Source organism: Flexivirga endophytica (assembly GCF_014640635.1).
Classification (GTDB): domain Bacteria; phylum Actinomycetota; class Actinomycetes; order Actinomycetales; family Dermatophilaceae; genus Flexivirga; species Flexivirga endophytica.
The window spans coordinates 35,969-53,591 of the sequence record NZ_BMHI01000003.1 but is presented as its reverse complement, the minus strand read 5'-3'; the positions used below and the strand labels follow the sequence as shown (position 1 = coordinate 53,591).

The following is a 17,623-nucleotide window of genomic DNA, read 5'->3' as shown; positions in this document are numbered from 1 at the left end:
ACCCATTGCCGAATGACGGCTCTCTCGCCGAGCGACGGTCCGATCAGGCCGTCATTCGCCGACGAAGCCGTCATTCGGCGGGTGTGTGGGATCCCGTCGGGGCCACCCCTACTAGTCTGGCGCCATGGCTGTGAACCCTGAGGTGGCCGGGCGGAGTTATCCGCCGTCCGCGCCGTATGTCGTGTCACGCGCGAAGATCGCCGAGTTCGCCAAGGCGGTCGGTGCGACCGACGAGGTGCATTTCGACCCTGAGGTCGCGCGCCAGCGCGGGTACGCCGACGTCATCGCACCGCCCACGATGGCAGTGATGATCTCCCAGCAGGGCGACGCCAACGTGATGACCGACCCGGAGGCCGGCATCGATTACAGCCGGCTCGTGCACGGTGAGCAGGGCTTCGAGCACCACCGGCCGCTGGTCGCCGGTGACGAGGTGCAGGCGACCACGACGATCGAGAAGGTCCGCCAGGCGGGCGGTCACTCGATGGTGACGATGGGCACCGAGATCACGACGGTGGACGGTGAGCTGGTGACGAGCGCGACCTCGGTCGTGGTGATCCGGGGAGATGAGAACGCATGAGCGAGCAGATCGAGGCAGGCACGGTCATCCCCGGCCGGACGATCCACGTCGACCGCGCCACGCTGATCCGGTATGCCGGGGCGAGTGGCGATTTCAACACCATCCACTGGGACGAGCAGTTCGCGAAGTCCGTCGGCCTGCCGGACGTGATTGCGCACGGCATGTGGACCATGGGCGCCGCGATCCAGCCGGTCGTCGACTGGCTGGGCGATGCCGGACGGGTGACGTCATACAGCGTGCGCTTCAGCGCGCCGGTGCCGGTGCCGTATGACGGCGGCGCCGATATCGAGGTCGGCGCCACGGTCAAGTCCGTGGAAGGTGACGCTGCGACGGTCGACATCACTGCCACTTCGGGTGAGCAGAAGGTCCTGGTCCGCGCACGGGCGACCGTGGCGCTGAAGTCCGCCTGATGCGAGAGGCGAACGGGGTCGACCTGGCCCCGCTCACGACCATGCGCGTCGGCGGGCCTGCTGCCCGCTTCATGGTGGCCGAGACGCCCGACGAGATCGTCGACGTCGTCCGCGAGGTCGATGATGCGGACGAACCGCTGCTGGTGCTCTCCGGCGGGTCCAACATGGTGATCGCCGACGATGGGTTCCCGGGCACCGTGCTACGCATCGCCAACAGCGGCATCGACGTGGAGTCGGCCGACGACTGTGGGGGAGTCCATGTCCGGGTCGCGGCCGGCGAGGAATGGGACGACTTCGTCGCGCGCTGCTGCGCCGAGGGATGGTCGGGCGTGGAGGCGCTGTCCGGCATACCGGGGCTTACCGGTGCGACGCCGGTGCAGAACGTCGGCGCCTACGGCCAGGAGGTCGCGCAGACGATCGCATCCGTGCGGACCTGGGACCGCCAGGACCAGCAGGTGCGGACCTTCGCCAACGCCGACTGTGAATTCGCCTATCGGCATTCACTTTTCAAGGGTTCTTCGTTCCGCGGCGGTGGTCGGTATGTCGTACTCGACGTGCTCTTCGCGTTGCGACCGACCGAGCTGTCGCAGCCGGTCGGCTACGAGGCGCTCGCAAAGGGCCTCGGCGTGGACCTCGGGGCGCGCGTGCCGCTGGGTGACGCCCGCGAAGCGGTTCTCGAACAGCGCCGTCGGCGCGGCATGGTGCTCGACGCGGACGACCACGACACCTGGTCCTGCGGCTCGTTCTTCACCAACCCGATCATCAGCGCCAGTGCGTATGACGAACTCTCTCGCGTGGCCGCCGAACGCCTCGGCACCGACGCCCCCGCCCCGCCACACTGGCCCACCGAAGAGTCCACCCCACGAAGTTCTCCTCCGCTACGCTCCCCCGATACTTCGCGGGGACCCCGGGGGACCGGGGTGAAGACCAGCGCCGCGTGGCTGATCCAGCACGCCGGCTTCGACAAGGGCCACGGCATGCCCGGCCCCGCAGCGCTGTCGACCAAACACCCGCTGGCCATCACCAACCGGGGCGACGCGAAGGCCTCCGACGTCGCCGACCTGGCCCGCGAGGTCCGTGACGGCGTACGCGACGCTTTCGGCGTGACCCTCGTCAACGAGCCGATCTTCGTCGGCCACGAGCTGTAGTCGCCTGGTGCCTCTGGCGGGTCTCGCCCTCGGCGTTCGGTTGATCGGGGTCGAGTGAGGTCAGCAGCTTTCCGAGCAGTCGGCCGAGCTCGTCGAACTCGCTTCGGGTGATGCCGCTCGTCAGCAGTCGAGCATTGGCCAGGTGCTCCGGAGCGCACGCCTCGAAACGCTGACGTCCGGCACCGGACAGCCCGACGAGTTGGCCGCGGCCGTCCGCGGGGTCGGGCACTCGCGCGACAAGTCCGTCGCGAACCAGCCGGTCGACACGGACACTGATCGTCCCCGGCGTCAGATTGAGCTCCTCCCCGAGCCGGCGCTGCGACAACGGATCGCCACCCGTCCGCACGATCGTGGCGAGCACGGCGAAGTCGGCACCACTGAGGCCATGGGCGGCGAAGACCGCCTCGAGCCGGGTGCCGAGTGCCTGTCTCAGTCGGGAGAGGCGAGCGGTCACGGCGATGGGGGCGACGTCGAGGTCCGGGCGCTCGACCCGCCAGCCTTCCAGCACCCGGGCGATGGGATCGCTGCTCTCGTCCGCTCGGTGATTTTCGTTGCGCGCTCCCATCGCGAAAGCGTAACGTCGCGAGAATAAAGTTTGAATCCAAACTAGTTTCCCGTGGGGGTTGGTATGCACAGCGAGATCAGCGAAGCGAAGAGCGTCCGCGGCCGGACGGTGCTGAGAACCGGATCCGGTTCGTTCTGGCTGATCGCAAGCCTGCTCGCGCTGCTCATGTTCGCGGCGAGCGCGCCGTCGCCGCTCTACCCGACATACGCGGCGCAGTGGCATCTCTCGGCGATCACGGTGACGGCGGTGTTTGCGGTCTACGCGGTCACCCTGCTCGCCGCCCTACTGATCCTCGGAGCGTTGTCCGACCACATCGGGCGACGCCCCGTGATCGTCGGCGCACTGGTCGCCGAGGCACTCGCGATGGTGCTGTTCCTCGGCGCGCACGGGCTGACCGCGTTGTATGTCGCCCGCGGCGTGCAAGGCCTGGCAACCGGCGCCGCCACCAGCGCGTTGAGCGCAGCGCTGCTCGAGCTGCAGCCGCCCAGCCGTGCGGCGACGGCATCCCTGGTCAACAGTTGTGCGCCGTCATTCGGCCTCGCGCTCGGCGCGATGGTGACCAGCGTGCTCGTGCAGTACGGGCCGAACCCCACACGACTCATCTACTGGATCATGTTGGCCACCACCGTGATCGGACTGGCGGCCGTCGCCCGGATGCCGGAGCCGGGCCATCGGTCGCCGGGCGCGGTCGCGTCTTTGCGGCCGACGGTCAGTGTGCCGGTGAGTTCGCGTCGCGCCTTCCTCGCGGCGCTGCCGTGCCTCATCGCGACCTGGTCGCTCGGCGGTCTCTACCTCTCGCTGGGTCCTGCGCTCGCGGGGCAGCTCGCCGGTTCGGCGAACCACCTCTGGGGCGGGCTGCTGATCTTCCTGCTGATGGCCACCGGCGCCGCTGCTCCCGTCGCCGGCCGCGGACTGGCTGCGAGCACCGCGATGACGGCAGGCTGCCTGACCCTCATCGGCGGACTCGCGGTGACGGCACTGGCCATCGGGCAGTTGTGGGTCTGGCTGCTGCTGGTCGGCTCGGCGATCGCGGGCGTCGGCTTCGGGCTGTCCTTCATGGGGGCGTTCCGGACGGTCACCGCGTCGGCGTCACCCGCCGACCGCGCGGCGCTGATCGCAAGCGTCTACACCGCGTCATACCTGGCGTTCAGCATTCCGGCCGTCGTCGCCGGTGTCCTCACCACCCACGTGGGACTGCGGTCGACCAGCCTCGGCTACGCCGGTGCGGTGGCGCTGCTCGCGGGCGCTTCCGTCGCCGGCTCCGCCGTCGTGCACCGTGGTCGTCACTCGCTGCCGACTCCGGATGTGCCGCCGTGCCCGTGCAGCGTGCCGGCTGCGCACGCGAGCTGACCGGCCGGGTCGGACCACTCGCGCCGAAGCCCGCTCGGTGTCACCATGGAAGTGGCACGTGGGAGGTCGCGATGTGGCGATTGATCCAATATGCGGCGGTGTGTGTGGCGCCGGCGGCTCTGCTGGTCGCCGCCGACAAGGCGGTGCACCACTGGATCATGCCGCGCCCTGCGAAGCGTCGCGGGCCGTCGCCGGTTCCCCGGGACATCGGCCGGCTCTCCGCCGACCTGACCCGGCTGTATGCCGAGCTCGACGTGTTGCGGTCGTCGCAGGCGGCGGCGCGCGTGCACCGATTGCGGGCCACCACCCTGGCGTATGACGACGTGCTCGAATCCTGTTGCACCGCACTACAAGTGGACGACGGTCTGCCGCCTCGGGAGTGGTCCTCGGTCGAACGCCTCGAGGTCGAGGCGACGCTGGAGGAGGCCGGCCTGCGCTGGTGAGCGCCTGTGGTGGGAGGGCCTCCCGTGCGAGGATGCCGCCCATGCATTTCACCGAATACGACACCAGGCTGGCGGCATATGCCGTGATCGTCCGGGACGGCGCGATCCTGCTCAGCTGGTTCAACGGGAGCACGCCGGGCTGGACGTTGCCGGGCGGTGGCGTGGAATTCGACGAGTCGATCGAAGAAGCCGTGGTGCGCGAGCTCTACGAGGAGACCGGCTACCACGTCCGGGTAGGTGCTCCACTGACGACCGACTCGTTCACGGTCGCCGATGATGGCCGCGGGCGCCCCTTCAAGTCGGTGCGGGTGCTCTTCGATGCCACGATCACCGGTGGTCAGCTCGGCACCACCGAGGTCGACGGCACGACCGACTTCGCTCGGTGGATCCGGCTCACGGAGGTCGGCGACGCGGGTCCCCGGGTCGCGATCGTCGACCGTGCCCTCGAGCTAGTCGCCCGGAACTGACACCAGCCAGCGGTCGATGTCGTCGTATGCCGCCCGGCGCACGTCCGCCGGCGCCAGCGATGCGTCGATGGACGACCGGGCCAGCGCGGCCAGCTCGTGGTCGGTGAAGTCGTGGTCCTCGCGGGCCGAACGGTATTGATCCGCAAGGCGATTGCCGAAGAGCAGTGGGTCGTCGGCGCCGAGCGCGACCGTCGCTCCGGCGTCGACCAAGGTGCGCAGGGGCACCTCGTCGGGTGCCTGGTAGACGCCGAGCGCGACGTTCGAACCCGGGCAGACCTCGAGCGCGATGCCGGAGTCGATCACCCGGTTGAGCACCGAGCGTGATTCGACCGACCGCACCCCGTGACCCAGCCGGGTCGGTTGCAGTGATGCCACGGTCTCGGTGATCGCGTCGGGTCCGAGCAGCTCGCCCGAGTGCGGCACGCTGGCCAGGCCGGCCCTGCGGGCGATCCTGAACGCCGGCGCGAAATCTGTTGTGGTGCCGCGGCGTTCGTCGTTCGAGAGGCCGAAGCCGACGACCTCACCGGGCTGATCGCCCGCGTGCTTCGCGGCCAGCCGGGCGAGCGCGCGGGCGTCCATCGGGTGCTTCAGCCGCGAGGCGGCGACGATCACTCCCACCCCGATCGGGAGGTCGGCGCTCGCGGACCGCGCCTCGTCCAGCACGATTTCCAGCGCTGGGGTGATCCCGCCCAGCCCGCCGGCGTACGACGTGGGGTCGACCTGGATCTCCAGCCAGCGTGAGCCCTCCGCGACGTCGTCCTCGGCTGCCTCCCGCACGAGGCGGCGCAGGTCGGACTCGTCCTTCACGCACGCGCGCGCGGCGTCATACAGGCGCTGGAAACGGAACCAGCCGCGCTCGTCGCGGGCCGACAGCGTCGGCGGCCAGTCGGCCAGCAGTGATTCGGGCAGTCGCACGCCGTGTTTGACGGCCAGTTCCCGCAGGCTCGCGATCCGCAGTGAGCCGGTGAAGTGCAGGTGCAGGTGGGCCTTCGGCAGGGCAAGGACCGACCGCGCAGACGCGCCGACCGGCCGCTGCGGGTGCAGCGACCGGTCAGCGTCCGTCTGGCCCGGCATGACCCGAACCTAGTGGAATGCGATGCGGTGTCTCCTGCCAGGTGGCTCAGCCAACGGGCAGCAGGCGCACTGCCTGGGTGGCCGGCTTCGGGGTGCCGGGCGCACCGATCCAGTTTCGGTAGGGCTGGGTCAGCGCGTCGCTGCCCGTGTTGCCGCCGAGGTCCAGCACGAGGCCGCTGTAGCGGTTGACCAGGCGGAAAGCGTTGCCACCCTTGCCCTTCGTGGCCTGGATGAACCACTGCTGTCCTGCGGCCGGCCCGGACTCGGCCACCGATGACACCTTCGTCGTCGCGCCCCAGGCACGACCGGCCCTGCCCGTGTCATCGACACCGAGGGCCAGCCCGGAAGCGGCATTCACGACCGTGTAGGAACCGTCCTCGTTCGAGGTGAAGTTCCAGTGCGCGGAGGCTGAATTACCTCGCGTCACAACAGCTTTGGAGCCCACGGTGCCCAGCACTCCGCCGCCGGCGGTCAGCAGGTAGTCCTGCCCGGCGCGCACGGGGGACTTCGCCGGCTGGTCGCTGTCGATGGTGATCGTCGCGTAGTCGCCGTCGGAACCGTTGGCGCAGGCGATCGAGCAATAGCTGCGGAAGGTCTTGCCGACCGTGGTGCCCTGTGTCTTGCTGACCGGGTCGATCAGCCAGCGGTACCAACTGCTGTTGGCGTATGCCGAGCCGGTGTCGCCGACCAGCTCCCACTTCGGGTGGGCCAGGTCGTCCGTGGCGTAGATGCGCTGCGGGGTGTTGTCCGACATACGTTCCGGGGTGCCGATGTATTTGCCGAGGTAGGCGTCATACGCGATGTTCAGGATGAACAGGTCGGAGTTGGGCGGCAGGGTGCCGTCGGCCTGCTGCTGGCGCCAGGTGCCCTTGTTCGTGGGGTCGTACTCCTTGTCGGGCGCGATATACCCGGTCGCCGAGCTGTCGGTCGAGACGACGCCGCTCTCCTTGCCGCCGACACCCGGCTGCTGCCACGCGCCGTCGTAGTACTTCTGCCACGTGCCGGTCGCCATCTTGCCGCTGATCGGGGCACGTGCGACGTGCTCGGTGAAGCCGCCCCAACTGCCGCCCTTGTCGACGATCCGCGAGCCGTAATAGACGTAGAAGTAGCCGGACTTCATGTCGACGAACAACCGCGGGTCGCCGTCGCCGTAGTAATAGGTCTGCTCGGGGAACGCCTTCGTGTCGCCGCGCTTCGTGCTGTATGGCGACGTGAGCGCGTGGCCCTTGATCTTCCAGGTCTTGCCGTGGTCGGTCGAGACGGCGTAGTCGATCGCGTCGTAGTGCAGGCCGTCGGCGAACGGCTTCGGGGTGAACTCGTTGTGCACCAAGCCGATCCAGTTGCCGGTGTCCGGGTCGACCCAGGTGCCGACCAGATCGCAGTAGTTGGCGAAGGAGTACCCCGTCGGTGTCGGGGTCGCGGTGGCTTCGCGGCCGGTCGGACCGTTGAGGCAGCGCCATACGGTGTCGTCGTTCCTGTCCTGCGGGTTGGCAGGATCCGCGGCCGTGGACAGTGCTTCGTCCTTGGTGGCGGTGTCCATGTCCTTGCCGGTGTAGAACTCCCACTCGTGCACGCTGTCCGCGCTGTAGAGGGAGGCGGACTGCTGGAAGTGGAAGGTGCCGTCGGCGTCGATGAACGGCGCGGCGGGGGTGTCGGTCGGGTGGTTGTAGGTGCCGATCGTGCCGACATCGACGGTGTATGACGGCGCCGCGGCGGCGGCCTGGGCGCCCGGTGCGGAGGCGACCGTCGCGAGTGCGATGGCGGCCACTCCGACGGTGCGGAACGTGCTGGTCCGGTGCATGTCTTGACCTCTATCTTCTCGGCGAGGCGCAGCAGGGGTTCTGCGGCCTGGCGTATTCGAGGCTAGCCAGCGAATGACGTTAAGTGAGCGTTAGAAGCCAAAAGATTCAGCAAAAGTCATTGATGGTTTCTGTGTGATCGTGGTCGAACCCTCTTAGGCTGCACGCATGGACCTGTCGCATGTGCTGTGGATCGGCGGCGGAAGCGGCGCCGGCAAGTCGACGCTGTCGCGACGTCTCGCCTACCGCCACGACCTGCGGCTCCACCCGGTCGACGCCTACACGTTCGCGCACGTGGAGCGCACCGATCCGGCCACCCACCCGGTGATGGCTCGCACACATGCCATGGACTACCAGCAGTCGCACATCGACCCGGACGCCGAGCAGCAGGCGGCGAACTTCGTCGATTACGCCGCCGAGCGCTTCGCGATGATCGTCGACGACATCGTGGCTCGCGGCAGCGGCCCGCTGGTCGTGGTGGAGGGCCCGCAACTGTTCCCGCACCTGGTGCAGCCGGTGATGGCCGGTAATCGGCACGGTGTCTGGTTGCTGCCCTCCACGGAGTTCACCGCTCGCAGCCTGGGCATCCGCAACAGTCCGACGCCGCTGGCGCAGGAGAGCGACGAGGAGCGTGCCCGCCGTCGCCGGTTGGAGCGGGACGCGCTGCTCACCGACCGAATCCGGCGCGACGCCGCTGAGCGTGCCCTGGCCGGTGTCGAGATGGACGGCGGTCAGGACGAGGACGAGAGCGAGCGAGTGCTGGCCGAGCTGTTCCGGCCTCTGCTGGATGCCGGTCCGCGGGCCCGCGACGGCGAGCAGCGCCGCGCCATACGACGGGAGGAGAACGCCGTGACCGACGTGCAGATCGCCGCCTTCCGCGCGTCGCTCGGGGACAAGGCGCCGTCGGAGAGCGAGTTCCCGTATGCGTGCGAATGCACCAACCTGGGCTGCGACCGGCAGGTGCCCATGACGCCTTCGGCGTATCGCGCCGCCGGTGGCGCCGACGGTCACTGAGTCGCGACATGGCGCGCTGCGCTCGGCGGTCGCCCGGTGAAGTGCTCTCGCGGGGAACCTCGATCGACCGGCCACCGTTTTGTGAGGAGCGGGCCATAACCCGTATGCTTGATCCACCGATCAATCTCAAGCTGATGTGGCATGCCCGAAACTGGCGTGAAACCAGGCTTGAAAGCTCGGAGGGCACTAGCTCAATTGGCAGAGCACCGGTCTCCAAAACCGGGGGTTGGGGGTTCAAGTCCCTCGTGCCCTGCACGACAGCACCAGCACCAACGACATGTAGGAGTCACCGTGAGCACGAGCACCGCCTCGACACGCGGCTCCGCCGACGAGAAGCCCAAGGGCGGCATCTTCGGGACGATCCTGCTGTTCATCCGGCAGGTCATCGACGAGCTGCGCAAGGTGGTGCGGCCGACTCGCGACGAGCTGACCAGCTACACCATCGCGCTGATCGTCTTCCTGGCGATCCTGATGGCCTACGTCGTCGGCTTGGACCAACTGCTGGTGCACCTCGTCGACTGGACCTTCGCCTGAGGCGTATGACGCCGAGGGCGCCATACACGTGCAGCATCCGGTACGACACGGAACATCAAGGAAAGCAGGGCAATGACTGGCGAGCTGGACCCGCAGGAGACTGCGGAGGTGGACGCGACCCGCGCCGAGAACGAGGCGTGGGGCGCCGACCTGCGCGCTGAGGATGCCCAGGACGCCGAGGCGTTGGACATCGAGCGCCAGGCCGACAGCGACGCCCCCGCGGACGACATGCGCGAGACGATCGAGGACGACCTCGACGTCGCCGATGGCGACAGCGACACCGAGCAGGCGCTGGACTCGACCCGTGAGGGTGCCGACCCGGAGGACCCGGCCGAGCTGGCCGCGATCCACCGGACCGAGTCCGACACCGAGGACGACGGCAATGACGTCGACCTTTCCGCGGACGACGTCGCCGACGACCCGCAGATCGACGCCGAGATCGCCGAGGCCGACGGTGACGCCGCCGCCGAAGCGGACGCCGAGCGCGACGAAGAGGCCGTCGACGGCGCCGAGGGCTCCGAAGAGGCCGAGGCCGAGGTCGCCGGCGAGGCCGCCGACCTGGGTGAGGACGTTGCGAGCGACGACTCCGCAGACGACACCGAGGCCGACGGCGACTCCGAGGAGGACGCTCCGGAGCTCAGCGCCGAGGAGCAGCGCGCGGCCTACATCGCCGACCTCAAGATGCAGTTCGGTGAGTGGTATGTCGTGCACTCCTACGCCGGCTACGAGAAGCGCGTCAAGGCCAACCTCGAGACCCGCATGACGAGCCTCAACATGGAGGACTACATCTTCCAGGTCGAGGTCCCCATGGAGGAGTTCACCGAGATCAAGAACTCCCAGCGCAAGACCGGCACCCGCGTGCGGATGCCCGGATACGTGCTGGTGCGCATGGATCTGACCGACGAGAGCTGGGGCGCGGTGCGCCACACGCCCGGTGTGACCGGGTTCGTGGGCAACGCCCACCAGCCGTCGCCGCTGTCGATCGACGAGGTCGTGACCATGCTCAACCCGGTCTTCGAGGAGCCGGCGGGCGAGGCCGAGGCCGGCGCTGCTGCCACTTCCGGTTCGGCTGCCAAGCCGGGCAAGGCCGCCTCCGGTGCGGACGTCGACTTCGAGGTCGGCGAGTCCGTGACCGTCATGGAGGGTCCGTTCGAGACCCTGCCCGCGTCGATCTCCGAGATCAACACCGACACCCAGAAGCTCAAGGTGCTGGTGTCCATCTTCGGCCGGGAGACCCCGGTCGAGCTGTCGTTCAACCAGGTCGCCAAGATCTAGGGACTATGACGACACACCCCTGACAGCGTTCGGCTGCCAGGACATTGCAACCGGGTCATCGCCCAAGGCGTCGGCCCACGAAAAGGAACAGAAGTATGCCTCCCAAGAAGAAGGTCTCCGGCTTCATCAAGCTGCAGATCCAGGCCGGTCAGGCCACCCCCGCACCGCCCGTCGGCCCCGCATTGGGTCAGCACGGCGTCAACATCATGGAGTTCGTCAAGGCGTACAACGACGCCACGGCGGACAAGCGCGGCAACGTCATCCCGGTGGAGATCACGGTCTACGAGGACCGCTCCTTCACCTTCATCACCAAGACCCCGCCGGCCGCCGAGCTGATCAAGAAGGCAGCCGGTGTCGCCAAGGGTTCCGGCGAGCCGCACAAGAACAAGGTCGGCAAGCTGAGCAAGGACCAGGTCCGCGAGATCGCCCAGGAGAAGATGGCCGACCTCAACGCCAACGACCTGGACCAGGCGTCGCGCATCATCGCCGGCACCGCGCGGTCGATGGGTATCGAGACCGAGTAACAACGCTGGTCGAAAGACCACACCAACCGTGGTTGGGCCTGCTTCGGCCCGCACAACCACAATTCCGGAAGGGAATCCAATATGAAGCACAGCAAGAGCTACCGCGCCACAGCGGAGCAGATCGACAAGGACGCGCTCTACGCTCCGCTGGACGCCGTTCGCCTGGCCAAGGCCGGTGCCAAGACGAAGTACGACTCGACCGTTGAGGTTGCGTTCCGTCTCGGCGTCGACCCGCGCAAGGCCGACCAGATGGTGCGCGGCACCGTCAACCTGCCGAACGGCACCGGTAAGACCGCCCGCGTGCTGGTCTTCGCCAACGGTGACAAGGCCGCTGCGGCCGAGGCCGCCGGTGCGGACTTCGTCGGCTCGGACGACCTGCTCGCCAAGGTTGCCGGTGGCTGGACCGACTTCGACTCGGTCGTCGCGACCCCGGACCTCATGGGCAAGGTCGGTCGTCTCGGTAAGGTCCTCGGCCCGCGTGGTCTGATGCCCAACCCGAAGACCGGCACCGTGACGATGGATGTCGCCAAGGCCGTCTCGGAGATCAAGGGCGGCAAGATCGAGTTCCGCGTCGACAAGCACTCCAACCTGCACTTCATCATCGGCAAGGCGTCCTTCGACGAGAAGGCCCTGGTCGAGAACTACGGTGCGGTGCTGGAAGAGGTCCTGCGTCTGAAGCCGGCCGCTTCCAAGGGTCGCTACATCTCCAAGGCGACGATGTCGACCACGATGGGCCCGGGGATCCCGCTCGACGCCTCCATCACGCGCAACCTGTTGGGCGAGGACGTCGACGCCTGATCGACGCCTCCACGGCATACGGACAGCGACCGTCGTCCCTCACGGGACGGCGGTCGCTTTCTTGTATGGCGAGGCCCAGAAGCACCATGCCGAATGACGGCTCCCTCGCCGAGCGACGGCCGGATACGACCGTCGTTCGGCGAAGAAGCCGTCATTCGGTGGGTGGCAGCGGGCGGGAGCGGCGGTGCGGGTCGGGCACCGGCACTGCATCGAGCAGCGAGCGCGTGTAGGGGTCCTTCGGATCCGCGTAGATCTGCTCGACCGGCCCCGACTCGACCAGCCGCCCGTCCTGCATGACCGCGACCCGGTCCGCGATGCCACGCACGACGGCGAGGTCGTGCGACACGACGAGCAGTGCGAGACCGCGTTCGTCGCGCAGGTCGCCGAGCAGGTTGAGGATCTGGGCGCGGATCGACACGTCAAGAGCGGACACCGGTTCGTCGGCGATGATCATCCGCGGCTGGGTGGCCAGCGCACGGGCGATGCCGATGCGTTGCCGTTGCCCGCCGGAGAACTGGTGGGGATAGCGGTTCAGGTGCTCCGGTTCGAGGCCGACCGAGGTGATGAGCTCGTCGAGAACCTTTTGATCACGCGGCAGTCCGTGGTTGCGCAGTGGGCCGGTGAGGATGCGTGCCACGGTCTGCCGTGGATTGAGCGACGTGTACGGGTCCTGGAAGACGACGCTCAACTCGCGGCGCAGCGCTCGCAGACCGCGTCCCCGCAGCTGCGTCACGTCGGTGCCGTCGAAGAGGACCCGACCTGCTGTCGCGTCCGTCAGCCGGAGCGCGACGCGGGAGAGAGTCGACTTGCCGGAGCCGGATTCGCCCACCAGCGCAACGGTTTCGCCGGGTGCGATGTCGAGCGAGACGTCCTGGACGGCATGCTTCGCCTCCGATGACCCGAAGGGTGTCGCACGGCCGCGGAATGTCTTGCTCACGTGTTGCAGGCTCAGCAGTGGCTCAGGCATCGGGCAGCTCCCGGTCCGTGGTGAAGTGGCAGGCCGCCCGATGTGCCGGGGTGCCAGGTCGCAACTCCAGCACCGGACGTTTCGTGCGGCACGCCTCGCCGACCTCGGCCGCGAAGGCGCACCGCGGATGGAACGGGCACCCGGACGGCAGGTTGGTGCCGGACGCCGGCACACCGGGTATGGCGGCCAACCGACCAGAGGTCTCGAGGTTCGGCGTCGCGCCCAACAGGGCCTGGGTGTAGGGGTGCGCCGGATGATCGAAAATGTCCAGGACACTTCCGGATTCGACGATCCGACCGGCATACATGACCGCGATCTGGTCAGCGACCTCGGCGACGACGCCGAGGTCGTGCGTGATGAGCACCAGCGCCATACCGAGGTCGTCGGTGAGCCCGGTCAACAGGTCGAGCACCTGGCGTTGCACCGTGACGTCGAGAGCGGTCGTGGGTTCGTCGGCGATCAGGATGGTCGGGTCGTTGACCACGGCCATCGCGATCATCGCGCGCTGGCGCATGCCGCCGCTGAACTCGTGCGGGTAGTCGTCGACTCGCCGGGTCGCGTCGCGGATGCCGACCCGATCGAGCACCTCGACGGCGCGCTCGCGGGCGGTCCGCTTGTCGACATCGTGATGTAGTCGGTAGGCGTCGATGATCTGCCGGCCGACCGTGCGGTAGGGGTTCAGCGCGGCGAGGGCGTCCTGGAAGATCATCGCGATGCTGCTGCCCCGCAACGGAACCCGCTGTTTCTCGGGTATGGCGTTGAGGTCCGTCCCCTCGACCAGGACGCTGCCGGTCACGGTCGCGGAGTCGGGAAGCAGGCCCATCGACGCGAGTGCGGTGGCGGACTTGCCCGACCCGGACTCGCCGACGATCGCGACGACCTGGCCGGCGTGCGCCTCGAGCGTGACTCCGTTGACCGCAGGCACCGGACCGGACGTGCCGCGGAAGGTGACCTGCAGGTCACGCAGGCTGAGCACGGGCTGCTGGTCGAGTAACGGTGAGGTGTGCACCGCGTGTCGAGAGCCGCCGTGTTCGCCGTTCTTTCCTAGCTCAACCACGGCGCACCCTCGGATCTATCGAACCCTGCACGATGTCGACGACGAGATTGCCGACGATGATCAGCGCGGCGCCGAAAAGCGCTGTGCCGACGACGATCCCGAGATCGTGGCTCGAGACACCACCGATCAGCAGGTCACCGATGCCGTGCATGCTGAAGACCCGCTCGGTGAAGATCGACCCGCTGAGCAGCATCGCCAGATCGAGTCCGAAGAGCGTTGTGATCGGGACCCACACACCGCGTCGCGCGGCGCGGCGGACCGTCCGCTTCGGAGCACCGGTCGCCCGCTGCGCGAGCAAGTGGTCCGAGCCGAGCTCGTCGAGCATCTGGTTGCGAGCGAAGCGTGCGTAACCTGCGGCGTTGATCAGGCCGATGACGCACCAGGGCAGGACCAAATGCCACGCCCAGTCCACGGGGCTGTCGGTGAGGGCGACATACCCCGACACCGGGACCACGTTGAGCTGGAAGCCGAAGAGCAGGATCCCCAACAGTCCCAACAGGTATGCCGGCGTCGCGACCAGGAACAACGAGCCGCCCCTGACCAGGGCATCCGGCCAGCGGCCGCGGAAGATCGCGGCGAGCGGGCCGAGCGTCATACCGACGAGCAGGGAGACCGCGGCCCCGCCGAGCGCGAGCGAAGCGGTGACCGGCAGCCGCGACCAGATCAGGTTGGTCACGGACTGTCGCTGGTCGAACGAGAAGCCGAAGCACGGTGCGGAGCAATGCGCGGCCTCAGCGCCGGTGCCGTAGGTCCGGCCGACGAAGAGTCCCTTGAGGAAGTCGAGCCATTGCACGAAGGCGTTCTTGTCGGTGCCCATGAAGTGCTTGACCTGCGTGAGTCGCTCCGGCTGGCAGGGCTTTCCGCACATCACGCGGGCGGGATCGGACGGTCCGCTGTAGAAGAGCATGAAGACGCAGAAGGAGATCGCGAGCAGCACCAGCAGGGAGACCACCAGCCGCCGGGCGATGTATGACGTCATCGGGCGTTCTCCTCGGTGCGCACGTCGAAGGCGTCGCGCAGGGCGTCTCCGAGGAGGGTGGCGCCGAGCACGATCAGCAGCAGCACGATGGACGGGAAGATCAGGTAGCCCGCATCCGCTCCGGTGTAGGTCCAGGTGATCGAGGATCCGATGAGGACGCCGAGGTCAGGGGTGTCTGCGCCGATGCCGACCCCGAGGAAGCTCAGGCCGGCCGACACCGCCACGGTCGCGGGGAAGCTGAGCGCGACGACGACGGCGAGCGTGCCGATCAGGTTCGGCAACAACTCGCCGACGAGGACCCGGCGCAAAGGCGTGCCGGAAGCCCTTGCCGCGTCGATGAATTCGCGCGCTGCGAGCTGCCGTGTCTGCGTGTGGATCAGTCGTGCCGTGCCCACCCAGCCGAAGGCCGCCAGCACGACGGCGAGCACGACCGGCTTCGGTATGTCGGACGGCACGATCAGTTGCAACGCGATGAGGAACAGCAGCGTCGGGAAGCCGAACATGAAGTCCACGAACCGGCCCAGCACGGTCTCGAACCAGCCGCCGAGATAGCCCATCGACATACCGACGGCGGTGCCGATGATCACCGAGACGACGGTGGCCGCCAACGCGATCAGGATCGTGGTGCGCAGGCCGTAGACCACCAGCGCGAAGAGATCCCGCCCGGTGCCGGGCTCGACGCCGAACCAGTGGCTGCCGTTGACCCCGCCGAAACTGCCGTAGGGATTGCCGCCGTTGTTGCCGTCGACGAGGTCGCCGTTGAAGTCGCTCGGGTTCTGTCCCTCCAGTGCGGTCAGCAACGGAGCACAGAACCCCGCGATCATCACCAGGAGCAGCGCTACCGCCCCCGCCCGACCCGCGCCGGAGCGCATGGTCCGACGGACGGCGAGAGCTATCGGCGATCGGCTGCGCGCAACCGCCGCCGTCACTTCTTCAGGCCCTGGACCAACACGTTGGGGTAGGTCGGGAACGTCGGGATGTAGGTGCCGGTCACGTTGCTGCCGTTGAGGTAGGCCTGGTGCGAGTAGTAGAGCGGCACGACCGGAGCCTGCTGCAGGATCTGCTTGTCGAGCGCGGCCCAGGCCGCGTCGGCCTTGGCGGGATCGGTGAGGGACGTGGCCTTGTTGATGGCCGCGTCGACCGCCGGGTCCTTGAACTTCGACAGGTTGAAGTTGCCCCCACCGATCTGGTTGGACGCGAAGACCGGCTGCAGCTGTGCGTAGGCGCCGGGGTAGTCGGCCTGCCAGCCGGAGATCGCCAGGTCGAAGTTGTTGCTCTGCGAGACGGTCGCGTACCAGGTGTCGCTGTCCTGCGGGGTGGTCTTGACGTTGATCCCGACCTTCTTCAGGTCCGCCTTGACCGATGCCGCCTGCTTGGCCAGCTCAGGTGTCGTCGAGTCGTAGACGAGGTTCAGCGTGGGCACCTTGGCGTTGCCCAGCAGCTTCTTGGCCTTCGCGACGTCGCCGGTCGCGGGCGCCTTGTAGAGGTCGTACTTCTGGTAGCCCTGCACGCCCGGCGGGATCAAGGTGGTCGCGATCGAGCCGGCGTATGTCGGACCGCCGGCGATGGTCTGGAGCGACTTCTTGTTGATCGCGTACTGCAGTGCCTTGCGAACCTTGAGGTCCTTCAGGCCTGGCCGGCTGGTGTTGAGCACGAGGAACTCCGCGGCGCCGGACGGCGAGACCGTGGTGCGCGCCTTGACCGACGGATCGGAGTTGATCTTGGGCACGATCGCCGCGGTGACACCGACACCGGCGCCGTTCTTGTCGTTGCCCTGGTCGTCGACCATCCGCTGCGCGAGGGTGTCGGGGTCCAGGCCCATCTCGTAGACGACCTTCTCGGGTGCACCGGAGCGTGCCTCGTCGGAACTCTTCTGCCAGTGCGGGTTCCGCTTCAGCGTGACGTTCGAGCCCACCTTGTAGGACGCCACCTGGTAGGGGCCGGACGACGGCGGGGTGTGGTCGTACTTCGGGATGCCCATGCCGGACTTCGCCGGCACCGGCGCGAAGGCCGGCATCGACGCCACCCAGCCCCAGTCGGCGAACGGACGGACGAGGTGGAAGACGATGGTCGACTTGTCGGGCGTCTCGATCGAGGCGAGGTGCTTGCCCTTGGCCGGCCCCTGGTACTTCTCGCCGCCGACCAGCAGTGCCTTGTGGTAGCTCAGGCCGCCCTGCAACTGCGGGTCGAAGCTGCGCTCGATGCCGAACTTGATGTCCTGCGCGGTGATCGGGCTGCCATCGGCATACTCCTGGCCCTTCTTCAGCGTGAAGGTCCACGTCTTGCCGCCGTCGGACGGCTTGCCGGTGGTGGTCGCCAGGTCGGGGACCAGCTTCGTGTCGCCGGTGGGCGAGGTCTGCCACGAGGTCAGCCCGCGGACGATGAGGTGGATGGAGCTGGTGCCGAGGTTCTGGCTCTTGGCCGGATCGAAGTGGATCTCCTTGCTGGAGGAGTATTCGTAGAGCGTGCCGCCCTTCTTCGCCGTGGCGGTGGCGCCGTGTCCACCGGACGCCGAGCCGCTGGACGAACTGCCGTGGGAATTGGCGTTGCAGGAAGCCAGCACCAGGCTTCCGGTGAGTGCGGTGACAGCGATGAGGGACGCGCGACGACGAGACATGTCGACCTTTCGGAATGGCCATGGG

Annotated in this window: 19 protein-coding genes and 1 tRNA gene; 12 read left to right on the top strand and 8 right to left on the bottom strand. The window is 68.0% G+C overall.

What is annotated here, in order from left to right:
- The first annotated feature begins 124 nt into the window (after nucleotides 1-124).
- From IEX71_RS08810 to IEX71_RS08800, 3 genes are read left to right on the top strand one after another with little or no spacing between them, the layout of a single operon-like run.
- On the top strand, nucleotides 125-577 hold the full coding sequence (locus IEX71_RS08810; RefSeq protein WP_188836661.1) for an FAS1-like dehydratase domain-containing protein: 453 nt from the start codon (nucleotides 125-127) through the stop codon (nucleotides 575-577).
- On the top strand, nucleotides 574-987 hold the full coding sequence (locus IEX71_RS08805) for a MaoC family dehydratase (protein ID WP_188836660.1): 414 nt from the start codon (nucleotides 574-576) through the stop codon (nucleotides 985-987). The genes IEX71_RS08810 and IEX71_RS08805 overlap by 4 nt, the downstream gene beginning before the upstream one ends.
- A complete protein-coding gene (locus tag IEX71_RS08800) occupies nucleotides 987-2,135 on the top strand; it encodes a UDP-N-acetylmuramate dehydrogenase (RefSeq protein WP_188836659.1) in 1,149 nt (382 codons plus the stop codon). Before IEX71_RS08805 ends, IEX71_RS08800 begins: the two co-directional genes overlap by 1 nt.
- Here IEX71_RS08800 and IEX71_RS08795 read toward each other — a convergent pair.
- A complete protein-coding gene (locus tag IEX71_RS08795; RefSeq protein ID WP_188836658.1) occupies nucleotides 2,101-2,700 on the bottom strand; it encodes a MarR family winged helix-turn-helix transcriptional regulator in 600 nt (199 codons plus the stop codon). The two genes, IEX71_RS08800 and IEX71_RS08795, sit on opposite strands and share 35 nt — an antisense overlap.
- 51 nt (nucleotides 2,701-2,751) lie before the next feature.
- On the opposite strand from IEX71_RS08795, the gene IEX71_RS08790 reads away from it, so the two are divergent.
- The 3 genes from IEX71_RS08790 (at nucleotide 2,752) to IEX71_RS08780 (ending at nucleotide 4,960) form a co-directional block, all read left to right on the top strand.
- The gene (locus tag IEX71_RS08790) at nucleotides 2,752-4,050 is read left to right on the top strand and encodes an MFS transporter (RefSeq protein ID WP_188836657.1); all 1,299 of its coding nucleotides are present in this window, start codon (nucleotides 2,752-2,754) and stop codon (nucleotides 4,048-4,050) included.
- A gap of 71 nt (nucleotides 4,051-4,121) precedes the next feature.
- Nucleotides 4,122-4,493, top strand: coding sequence for a hypothetical protein (locus IEX71_RS08785; protein ID WP_188836656.1), 372 nt, complete (start codon nucleotides 4,122-4,124; stop codon nucleotides 4,491-4,493).
- A 41-nt stretch (nucleotides 4,494-4,534) separates the two neighbouring features.
- Nucleotides 4,535-4,960, top strand: coding sequence for an NUDIX domain-containing protein (locus IEX71_RS08780; RefSeq protein WP_188836655.1), 426 nt, complete (start codon nucleotides 4,535-4,537; stop codon nucleotides 4,958-4,960).
- Here the strand turns inward: IEX71_RS08780 and IEX71_RS08775 are convergent.
- A complete protein-coding gene (locus IEX71_RS08775; RefSeq protein WP_188836654.1) occupies nucleotides 4,943-6,034 on the bottom strand; it encodes an adenosine deaminase in 1,092 nt (363 codons plus the stop codon). The genes IEX71_RS08780 and IEX71_RS08775 overlap by 18 nt on opposite strands.
- A gap of 46 nt (nucleotides 6,035-6,080) precedes the next feature.
- A complete protein-coding gene (locus tag IEX71_RS08770) occupies nucleotides 6,081-7,835 on the bottom strand; it encodes an RICIN domain-containing protein (protein ID WP_188836653.1) in 1,755 nt (584 codons plus the stop codon).
- 166 nt (nucleotides 7,836-8,001) lie between these two features.
- Here IEX71_RS08770 and IEX71_RS08765 point away from each other — a divergent pair, with 166 nt between their 5' ends.
- The 6 genes from IEX71_RS08765 (at nucleotide 8,002) to rplA (ending at nucleotide 11,978) form a co-directional block, all read left to right on the top strand.
- Entirely contained in the window at nucleotides 8,002-8,847 is an 846-nt protein-coding gene (locus tag IEX71_RS08765; protein WP_188836652.1) for a hypothetical protein, read from the top strand.
- A gap of 180 nt (nucleotides 8,848-9,027) precedes the next feature.
- A tRNA-Trp gene (locus tag IEX71_RS08760) sits at nucleotides 9,028-9,100 on the top strand.
- 38 nt (nucleotides 9,101-9,138) lie between these two features.
- Nucleotides 9,139-9,381: a preprotein translocase subunit SecE gene (gene secE / locus IEX71_RS08755; protein WP_188836651.1), complete on the top strand. Its 243-nt coding sequence runs from the start codon at nucleotides 9,139-9,141 to the stop codon at nucleotides 9,379-9,381.
- 438 nt (nucleotides 9,382-9,819) lie between these two features.
- Nucleotides 9,820-10,656, top strand: coding sequence for a transcription termination/antitermination protein NusG (nusG, locus tag IEX71_RS08750; protein WP_373284617.1), 837 nt, complete (start codon nucleotides 9,820-9,822; stop codon nucleotides 10,654-10,656).
- A gap of 95 nt (nucleotides 10,657-10,751) precedes the next feature.
- Nucleotides 10,752-11,180, top strand: coding sequence for a 50S ribosomal protein L11 (gene rplK, locus IEX71_RS08745; RefSeq protein WP_188836650.1), 429 nt, complete (start codon nucleotides 10,752-10,754; stop codon nucleotides 11,178-11,180).
- A gap of 81 nt (nucleotides 11,181-11,261) precedes the next feature.
- The gene (gene rplA / locus IEX71_RS08740; RefSeq protein ID WP_188836649.1) at nucleotides 11,262-11,978 is read left to right on the top strand and encodes a 50S ribosomal protein L1; all 717 of its coding nucleotides are present in this window, start codon (nucleotides 11,262-11,264) and stop codon (nucleotides 11,976-11,978) included.
- Nucleotides 11,979-12,129: 151 nt separating this feature from the next.
- Here the strand turns inward: rplA and IEX71_RS08735 are convergent, their stop codons facing one another.
- Genes IEX71_RS08735 through IEX71_RS08715 form a run of 5 tightly spaced genes read right to left on the bottom strand, consistent with a single transcriptional unit; the run spans nucleotide 12,130 to nucleotide 17,598 of the window.
- Nucleotides 12,130-12,945: an ATP-binding cassette domain-containing protein gene (locus IEX71_RS08735; protein WP_188836648.1), complete on the bottom strand. Its 816-nt coding sequence runs from the start codon at nucleotides 12,943-12,945 to the stop codon at nucleotides 12,130-12,132.
- Nucleotides 12,938-14,002: an ABC transporter ATP-binding protein gene (locus IEX71_RS08730; protein WP_229749603.1), complete on the bottom strand. Its 1,065-nt coding sequence runs from the start codon at nucleotides 14,000-14,002 to the stop codon at nucleotides 12,938-12,940. Before IEX71_RS08730 ends, IEX71_RS08735 begins: the two co-directional genes overlap by 8 nt.
- Nucleotides 13,995-14,981 (bottom strand): ABC transporter permease, encoded by a 987-nt coding sequence (locus tag IEX71_RS08725; RefSeq protein WP_188836647.1) that lies wholly within the window; start codon nucleotides 14,979-14,981, stop codon nucleotides 13,995-13,997. Before IEX71_RS08725 ends, IEX71_RS08730 begins: the two co-directional genes overlap by 8 nt.
- The gene (locus IEX71_RS08720) at nucleotides 14,978-15,853 is read right to left on the bottom strand and encodes an ABC transporter permease (protein WP_188836646.1); all 876 of its coding nucleotides are present in this window, start codon (nucleotides 15,851-15,853) and stop codon (nucleotides 14,978-14,980) included. Before IEX71_RS08720 ends, IEX71_RS08725 begins: the two co-directional genes overlap by 4 nt.
- 53 nt (nucleotides 15,854-15,906) lie before the next feature.
- Nucleotides 15,907-17,598 carry an ABC transporter substrate-binding protein gene (locus IEX71_RS08715; RefSeq protein ID WP_188836645.1) on the bottom strand — a complete coding sequence of 564 codons (1,692 nt, stop codon included), beginning with the start codon at nucleotides 17,596-17,598 and terminating at the stop codon, nucleotides 15,907-15,909.
- Nucleotides 17,599-17,623 lie beyond the last annotated feature (25 nt).